An 8,753-nucleotide genomic window follows, 5' to 3' on the forward strand; every position below is an offset into this window, starting at 1 on the left:
GGGTGAAATAGAGGGCGTAGCGCATGGAAAGTCCTTGTCAGCTTCGCTGCCATAGGTGATTTCCATGACGAATTGACGAAGCCTTGCTGGCTTTCAGGTAACAAAACGCTGCGGCGGGGTCATTAGCCGACGATTTTTTCGTGCTGGACCAGGGAGCGAGTGCTCACGCAGCGACCGATCAGGCCTTCATCAACCACTCGTGCTCGGGCGCGTTGTGGAATTTCCACGTCCGCTTCGGCCCTGCCATGACGTTGAGATAATAGAGGTCGTAGCCGTGGCAGGCGGCGCAGGGGTGATAACCCCCGGGCACCAGCACGACATCGCCATCCTCGATCGCCATCGCTTCGTCGAGCGCGCGGTGGCCATTCTTGTCGGCATCGGTGTAGACGCGCTGGAAGGCAAAACCCTGCGCCGGGTTGAGGCGGTGATAGTAGGTTTCCTCGAGGTAGGATTCGGCGGGTAGATTGTCCCGGTCGTGCTTGTGCGGCGGATAGCTCGATGTATGCCCGCCGGGCGTGATGACCTCGACCACCAGCAGCGAATCGGCCGGCTCGCCCTCCGGCAATATGTTGGTGACGTAGCGCGTGTTGGTGCCCTTGCCGCGCACCTCCTGGCCGAGGTCGTCCGGCGCGATCACCCGCACCGGCAGACCGCCGCCAAGGCCCGGCGCCGAGCAGACCGCGAGTTCCAGTCCGGTGTCCGCTGTCACCGACCAGTCCGAACCCTCAGGCACATACACCGACCACGGCTTGCCCTCGAAGGGCGACATGCGCTCGCCGAGCAGGCCGAGCTCCTTGCCACCGGCTGACGCCTTGCCCTTGCCGGTGACGAACACCAGGCAGACTTCACGATCCTCCGTCTTGCCGGAGACGCTCTCGCCGGGCTTCAGCCGATGCAGGTCGAAACCGACATAGGTCCAGCCGGCGCTTTTCGGCGTCACATGGGCGACGCGGCCAAGGCCTTTGTCGGCTTTGACGAGCAGCTTCGACATTTTTGTCTCCTATTCCGTTGGCTTGAAGGACTCCGTGAAGCCAAGCCGCCTGTTTGAAAGGGCCATCGCAAATCTTCGGCCGGCGCTCTTCCAACTTCGTCATCCTAGGGTCTGCGCCGCGTCGCTTCGCTCCTTGCTCCGCCCCAGGATGACGAAACGAGAAGCACTGCAAGCTAGTCGCCAACGCATGCGATCAGTTACTCCTTCGGCTCGGGCTCGACTGGAGACTTCGCCTCGTCAGCAGGCTTGTAGAGATAAAAAAACTGCCAGACGGCGTAGCCGGCGAAGCCAAGCGCGATCATGCCCCAGAACGGCGTACCGGTGGCGAACTCGATGATCGACCAGATGACGCAGACCGCGACGATGGCGGCACGCCGCCACAAAGGCCGGAAGAAGGGGTGTTCGGAATCTTTCATAGGGCCAATCTACAGCAATCGGCCTCGCCGGGAACCCGTCGCACCAGCCATTGGGAACTAGACATTTGGAAAGCCTTGCGTCTCGACCGTATAGCCGGCGGCGGTCATGACGCGCATCAGTTCCTTGTAGCCAACCTGCGCCATCCTGAGTGGCGGGTTCTTCTTCGGGTCCTGCTCGGCTTCGACCACGAACCAGCCCTCATAGCCATGGTCGGCGAAGCGCTGCACGATGGCGCCGAAATCGAGCGAGCCGTCGCCCGGCACGGTGAAGGCGCCCAGCGCCACCGCGTCGAGGAAGGATTGTTTGGTGCGATCGAGCTTTTCGATCACGCCCATGCGAACGTCCTTCACATGCACATGGCTGATGCGGGTATGATGGTTGTCGATGGCACGCAGCACGTCTCCGCCGGCGAATGCCAGATGTCCGGCATCGAGCAGCAGCGGAATGCCGGCTCCGGAATAGCGCATGAAGGCATCGAGTTCCGGCTCGGTCTCGACCACCGCCGCCATGTGGTGATGATAGGACAGCGGCATACCCTGTTCGGCGCACCATTCGCCAAACGCGGTCAGGCGTTTCGCGTAAGCCTTCATCTCGTCATCCGACAGCTTCGGCTTGGTCGCCAGCGGCTTCGAGCGGTCGCCCTGGATCGAGCGGCCGACCTCGCCATAGACGATGCAAGGCGCATTCACCGCCTTGAACAGGTCGATCATCGGCTGGATGCGATCCTTGTTGTCGGCCATCTCCCCATCGACCAGCGTGCCGGAGAACCAGCCGCCGCACAGCGTGACGTCGGCGGCCTTCAGGATCGGCAGCATGATTTCGGGGTCATTGGGAAAACGCCGGCCCATCTCCATGCCGGTGAAGCCGGCCGAGCGCGACTGGCGCAAACATTCTTCCAGCGATACGTCGTCGCTGAGTTCCGCAAGATCGTCGTTCCACCACGCAATGGGGGACATGCCCAGTTTGGCTTTCAAGTCGTCACTCCAGTTTAGAACAGTTATCCTTTGGTTGCCGCCGCCCCTCATCCGCCTGCCGGCACCTTCTCCCCGTATAGTGACGGGGAGAAGGGGTCTAGCCGCGACCTCGGCGTCTTTCTTGCGACGGCGGTGATTGGCGAAACCGGTGGTGACAGCGTCCCTCTCCCCGTCCCTATACGGGGAGAGGATGCCGGCAGGCAGGTGAGGGGCAGCGCCGACCTCAATCACCCACACTCTGCATCTTCCGCTTTTCGTCATACGCCTTGCGCGCTGCGTTGACCTGCGGCCGTGCCGACACTTCCGGCACCGCCACGTCCCACCAATGGCCGCCGGCATCCGTGGAAACCAGCGGGTCGGTGTCGATGACGAGCACCGTTGTGCGCGTATTCTTCCTGGCTTGTGCCAGCGCGTTTTCCAGCCCGGCGATCGACGGCACTTTCTCGGCAATCGCCCCCATGCTCGCCGCATGCGCGGCAAAGTCGATGTCGGACAGAACCTCGTGGCGCGAGTCCTTCAGCAGATTGTTGAAGTTGGCGCCGCCGGTCGCCATCTGCAGCCGGTTGATGCAGCCATAGCCTCTGTTGTCGAGCAGCACGATAGTGAGCTTGAGGCCGAGCATCACCGAGGTGGCGATTTCGGAGTTCATCATCAGGTAGGAGCCGTCGCCGATCATGACGACGATCTCCTCGCCGGGCTTCGCCATCTTGGCTCCGAGCCCGCCGGCAATCTCGTAGCCCATGGTCGAGAAGCCATATTCGCCATGATACGATCCGGGCGCGCCCGCCTGCCAAAGTTTGTGCAATTCGCCCGGCAACCCGCCGGAGGCATTCAGCAGCGTCACACTGGTGCCCATGGCGCGCTGCACGGCGCCGATCACCTGCGCGTCGGACGGGTAGGCGGCATTGGTCGACGCCGTCACCTTGGCCGCCTCGGCCTGCCAGGCCTTCTTGCCGGAGGACGCATTGTCGGTCCAGCTTGCCGGCGCCTTCCAGCCCTTCAGCGCAGCACTGAGTTCGGCCAGGCCCTCGGCCGCATCGGCCACCAATGGTAGGGCGCGGTGCTTGCCGGCGTCGAAGGGCTGCACGTTGAGCCCGATGATGGTCTTGCCCGAATTCTTGAACAGCGCCCACGAACCGGTGGTGAAATCCTGCAGGCGCGTGCCGATGGCCAGCACGACATCGGCTTCCTCAGCCAGCCGGTTGGCGGCAGAAGTGCCGGTGACGCCGACCGCCGCCATGTTGAGCGAATGATCGTCCGGCAGCGAGGATTTGCCGCCTTGCGTCTCGCAGACCGGGATGCCGGCGCTCTCGGCGAATTTCGCCAGTTCGTCCGACGCCTGCGAATAGAGGACACCGCCGCCGGCGATCACCAGCGGTTTTTTTGCACCCTTGAGCACGGCGACTGCAGCGGCAAGCTCATGGCGATCAGCGCGCGGCCGGCGCTGGTGCCAGACCCTCTCGGCAAAGAAACTCTCGGGGTAGTCGTAGGCCTCGGCCTGCACGTCCTGGCACAGAGACAGCGTCACCGGGCCGCATTCGGCCGGATCGGTCAGCACAGCCATGGCGCGGCTGAGCGCCGGGATGATCTGCTCCGGCCGGGTGATGCGGTCGAAATAGCGTGAAACCGGACGGAAGCAGTCATTGACCGTCGCCGTGCCGTCGGAGAAATCCTCGGCCTGCTGCAGCACCGGGTCTGGGATGCGGTTGGCGAAGACGTCGCCCGGCAAAAACAGGACGGGCAACCTGTTTACGTGGGCGAGCGCCGCCGCTGTCACCATGTTGAGCGCGCCGGGGCCGATCGAAGAGGTCGCGGCCATGAAGCGGCGGCGGAAATTGGCCTTGGCGTAGGCGATCGCCGCATGCGCCATCGCCTGTTCATTGTGGGCGCGGAAGGTGGGCAGTTCGTCGCGCAGCTGATAGAGCGCCTCGCCGATGCCGGCGACATTGCCGTGGCCGAAGATCGCCCAGACGCCGCCGAAGATCGGGACTTTGCTACCGTCGATCTCGGTCATCTGCCGCGACAGGAAGCGGGTCAGCGCCTGCGCCATTGTCAGGCGGATTGTCTTGCTCATGGTATTTTCCTCCGCAGTCCTGTTCCGCGCCTTCTTATGCCGCCTTGCGGCCGCGCGCGGCAAGCCACGCATCCGTCAACTGTTCGAAGCGCTGCGCCATGTCGGCGATCGCCTCGTCATCTGACATCTTGCCGGCCAGCCATTGCTCGGCCGCATGGACGAAGATGGTGCGGCCCACTGCAAAGCCCTTGACGATGGGCGCCTTGGCGGTGGCGGCGAACGCCGCTTCCAGTTCGTCCTGCGGCGCCTCCAGGCCCAGCAGCACGACGCCGCGGCACCACGGGTCGTGCTTCAGGATGACGGCCTCGATCTTCGCCCAGGCGCCGCTCGACGCCTGCGGCTCGAGCTTCCACCAGTCCGGCTTGATGCCGAGCGCATAGAGTTCTTCCAGGGCGCGCGGGATCGTCGTGTCGTCGAGCTTGCCATGCTTGCCGGCAATGATCTCGATGAGAAGTTCCCTGCCGACCTTCCGCGCGCCTTCGAACAGGGCTCGCAACTTCTGCTGCTGTTCTTCCTTCAGCGCCGCCGGATCGTCGGGGTGATAGAAACACAGGCATTTGATGCAATGGTCGACCGGCCATTCGACAAGCTGCGAGCCGATGTCCTGCGAGAATTCGAAGCGCAGCGGCCGCGAACCCGGCAGCTCCACCGGCCGCCCGAGCCAGGCGAAGGAATGCCTGGCGAATTCGAACATTGCCTTGCGGCCGTGTTTCTCGTCGATCAGCATGCCGTAGCCGTCGCGGCCGGCGGCGACCTTCGCCGCCGCCTTGACTGCCAGCACCTTGAATTCTTCGATCCGCGCCGGATCGGCGCCGGCCTTCGCCGCCACATCCTCGAGCTGCACGCGATGGTCGCAGGCAAGCGCCATCAGCGAGGGGATGTCGCGCCGGCGCGTCGTCGCCCAATGGATGTGGTTGATCGCCTCGTCCTTGCGCAACGCCAGATGCTTGCTGCCGTGTTTGAGGAAGAACCGCAGTTCTTCGAAGGTCGGATATTCCGGCGCGCAGAGCAGCCGCGACACGGCGAAGGCGCCGCAGGCATTGGCCCAGGTCGCCGCTGTCGCATGATCTTCGCCACCCAGCCAGCCGCGCAGGAAGCCGGACATGAAGGCGTCGCCGGCGCCCAGCACATTGTAGATCTCGATCGGAAACCCCTTGCCGACGACACCGTCCTCGAGGTCGTCGCTGATCGGTCCGTCATAGACGATGCAGCCCATGGCGCCGCGCTTCAGGACGATGGTGGCGGACGACAGCGAGCGGATCGTCTTCAAGGCGCTCAGGCAATCGTCGGCGCCCGACGCGATCATGATCTCCTCCTCGGTGCCGACGATGAGGTCGCAATCGGGCAGCACCGTCTTCAGCTGCGCCGAGACCCGGTCCGATTTCACATAGCGCTCGAACCCTTCGGCATGGCCGGCGAGGCCCCACAGGTTCGGCCGGTAGTCGATGTCGAACACCACCTTGCCGCCCTTGGCCTTCATGATGCGGATCGCCTTGCGCTGCGCGGCATCGCTGTTGGGCCTGGAAAAATGCGTGCCGGTAACGACGATCGAGCGCGCCGAGGCGATGAAGGCCTCATCGATGTCCTCCGGCGCCAGCGCCATGTCGGCGCAATCCGAGCGGTAGAAGATCATCGGCGAGACGCCTTCGTCCTCGACCGACAGCAGGACCAAGGCGGTAAGCCGCTCCTTGTCGGTCTTAAGGCCGTCGACATTGACGCCTTCACGCGTCAGCTGCTCGCGGATGAAGCGGCCCATCTGCTCGTCGCCGACGCGGGTGAGCAGTGCCGAGCGCAGGCCGAGCCTGGCCGTGCCGACCGAGATGTTGGCCGGGCAGCCGCCGACCGACTTGGCGAAGGAGGTGATGTCCTCCAGCCGCGAGCCGATCTGCTGCCCATAAAGGTCCACGGAAGCGCGACCGATGGTGATGACGTCGAGCGGCGCGTATTCAGCGTCCACGGCTTCGCTCATTGGAACCTCCCGTCGGCCTTGTTGTGTTGGGGTACACGCGCGAGCGGCAGCGTGGCGCCGGGAATATGAAATAATAATTCCAATCCATAGTCAATATGGAATGAGCGTTCCTTCGGCGAAAAGTGCCTTTTCAGCGGTGGATCAGGCCTTGCGCTTGCGGCCCGTGTCGCGTCGCTTCTCGCCGACGCCGACGGTCAGCGCCATGGCCAGCGCCATTGTCGCCGACAGCGAACGGAAGCCGGCGAAATCGGCCTCGGCAACCTCGAACCAGACCTTGGCGAACTGGGCGAGCGGCGAAAACGAGCTGTCGGTGATGGCGACGATCGGCACGCCCTGTTCCGAAATGCTGCGCGCTTCCTCGATCGTGGCAGGCGCGTAGGGCGAGAAGGAAATGGCGATGACGGCATCCGCCGGCGTCGCGAAGCCGATCATCTCGGCATTCAGGCCGGCCGCCGATTCGATCAGCTGGTTGCGGATCTTCAGCTTGCCCAGCGCATAGGCGATGTAGGACGCCACCGGATAGGAGCGGCGCTTGGCCAGCACATAGATGGTCTCCGCCTTGGCCAGCAGGGAAATGGCCTCTTCCAGATGCGCGTCGTCCAGCGTGCGCGAAATGTCGTTGAGCGAGGTCGAGGCGGCGGCGACGAAGCCGTCGAAGATCGCCCGGTGGCCGGCACCGCCCTCTGCCTTGGCGCGCAACGCCTGCAGCCTTTCGTCATAGGATGAGTTGCGCTCGCGTAGCCGTTCGCGAAACACCTGCTGCAGGCTGGTGAAACCATCGAAGCCAAGCTGCTGGGCAAATCGGATCAGGGTCGAAGGCTGCACGCCGGCCGAAGCGGCGATGCTGGCGGCGGTGCCGAAAGCGATATCGTCGGGATTGTCGAGCGCATGGGCAGCGATCTGGGCGATGCGCTTCGGCAGGCTTTCGCGCCGCTCCAGGATGGTGGTGCGCAGCGTCTCGAAATCGCGAGGTACCCGTTCGTCCATCGTCGCTCTGTCCAGGCTCATGCGTGAAGCGTCCCTCTGTGCCTCATCATAGCGAGCCTGCGCAAGAACACCATAAAAAATGAGGCAGACATTCCATTCCAGGGAAAAATGGACTAATTCATCCACGCAGCGCTTCAAGCAGTGGAGAAACGGAAAATGGTCGGCGTCGGTCTCATCGGTACGGGTTTCATGGGCAAGTGTCACGCCATCGCATGGAGTGCCGTCGGCGCCGTCTTTCCGGACGTTGCCAAGCCACGGCTGGTCCATCTCGGCGAGGTCAATGAAGAGCTTGCCCTGCGCAAGGCGGGCGAGTTCGGTTTCGCCAAGGCGTCGGGGGACTGGCGCGCCGTCGTCAACGATCCCGAAGTCGATATCGTCTCGCTGACCACGCCCAACCAGTTCCATCCGGAAATGGCCATCGCCATCCTCGAAGCAGGCAAGCATCTGTGGTGCGAAAAGCCGATGGCTCCGAGCTTTGCCGAGGCCGAGGCGATGGCCGAGGCGGCGAGAAAGTCCGGCAAGGTCGCGGCCCTCGGCTACAACTACATCCAGAGCCCGGCCATCCGTCACATCGGTGCGCTGCTCGACGAGAAGATCATCGGCGAGGTCAACCATCTGCGCATCGAGATGGACGAGGACTTCATGGCCGATCCCGAAGCGCTGTTCTTCTGGAAGCACGAAGCAGCTTCCGGCTATGGCGCGCTCGACGATTTCGCCGTGCATCCGCTGTCGCTGGTCTCAGCCCTGTTCGGCCGCGTCGCCAGTGTCATCTGCGACATGGCCAAACCCTATGCCGACCGCAAGCTGGCCAGCGGCGGCCGCCGCGCGGTCGAAACCTACGATATAGCCAGCGTGCTGATGCATCTGGAAAATGGCATTGCCGGCACGCTGCTGGTCAACCGCTCGGCCTGGGGCCGCAAGGGCCGCATCGCCGTCCAGATCTTCGGCTCGAAAGGGTCGATCCTGTTCGACCAGGAACGATCGAACGAATTCCAGCTCTACCTCACATCAGACCGGCCGACCGAGCAGGGCTACCGCACCATCCTGGTGGCGCCGCACCACAAGCCTTATGACCTCTTCGTGCCGGCGCCAGGCCATGGCCTCGGCTTCAACGATCTCAAGATCATCGAGTGCCGCGAATTGCTGACGCGGCTTGAAGGCAGGCCGGCGCGGCTCATCGAGTTTGCCGAAGGGCTGGAGATCGAGCGCACGGTGCACGCGATGGCGCGATCGTTCGAGGAGAAGCGCTGGGTCGATGTGCGGTAAGGCGGCGGCTCACCTTCTCCCCTTGCGGGAGAAGGTGGCCTCGCGAAGCGAGGTCGGATGAGGGGTGCTCCAGGG

Annotated in this window: 7 protein-coding genes; 1 reads left to right on the forward strand and 6 read right to left on the reverse strand. The window is 63.8% G+C overall.

Features of this window, described 5'->3' with window-relative positions; genetic code table 11:
- Positions 1-178: 178 nt before the first annotated feature.
- From iolB to EOB80_RS25395, 6 genes are all read right to left on the reverse strand, one after another.
- A complete protein-coding gene (gene iolB / locus EOB80_RS25370; RefSeq protein WP_127330499.1) occupies positions 179-991 on the reverse strand; it encodes a 5-deoxy-glucuronate isomerase in 813 nt (270 codons plus the stop codon).
- 197 nt (positions 992-1,188) lie between these two features.
- Positions 1,189-1,407, reverse strand: coding sequence for a DUF3329 domain-containing protein (locus tag EOB80_RS25375; RefSeq protein ID WP_127330501.1), 219 nt, complete (start codon positions 1,405-1,407; stop codon positions 1,189-1,191).
- 57 nt (positions 1,408-1,464) lie between these two features.
- Positions 1,465-2,382: a myo-inosose-2 dehydratase gene (iolE, locus tag EOB80_RS25380; protein ID WP_127330503.1), complete on the reverse strand. Its 918-nt coding sequence runs from the start codon at positions 2,380-2,382 to the stop codon at positions 1,465-1,467.
- 223 nt (positions 2,383-2,605) lie between these two features.
- Positions 2,606-4,456 carry a 3D-(3,5/4)-trihydroxycyclohexane-1,2-dione acylhydrolase (decyclizing) gene (iolD, locus tag EOB80_RS25385; RefSeq protein WP_127330505.1) on the reverse strand — a complete coding sequence of 617 codons (1,851 nt, stop codon included), beginning with the start codon at positions 4,454-4,456 and terminating at the stop codon, positions 2,606-2,608.
- A 34-nt stretch (positions 4,457-4,490) separates the two neighbouring features.
- Positions 4,491-6,425 carry a 5-dehydro-2-deoxygluconokinase gene (gene iolC / locus EOB80_RS25390; RefSeq protein WP_127330507.1) on the reverse strand — a complete coding sequence of 645 codons (1,935 nt, stop codon included), beginning with the start codon at positions 6,423-6,425 and terminating at the stop codon, positions 4,491-4,493.
- A 141-nt stretch (positions 6,426-6,566) separates the two neighbouring features.
- Entirely contained in the window at positions 6,567-7,412 is an 846-nt protein-coding gene (locus EOB80_RS25395) for a MurR/RpiR family transcriptional regulator (protein ID WP_164762714.1), read from the reverse strand.
- Between the two features lie 156 nt (positions 7,413-7,568).
- On the opposite strand from EOB80_RS25395, the gene EOB80_RS25400 reads away from it, so the two are divergent.
- Positions 7,569-8,678: a Gfo/Idh/MocA family oxidoreductase gene (locus tag EOB80_RS25400; protein ID WP_127330511.1), complete on the forward strand. Its 1,110-nt coding sequence runs from the start codon at positions 7,569-7,571 to the stop codon at positions 8,676-8,678.
- Positions 8,679-8,753: the final 75 nt, after the last annotated feature.

The sequence above is a fragment of the Mesorhizobium sp. M7A.F.Ca.MR.245.00.0.0 genome, from assembly GCF_003997415.1.
GTDB lineage: Bacteria > Pseudomonadota > Alphaproteobacteria > Rhizobiales > Rhizobiaceae > Mesorhizobium.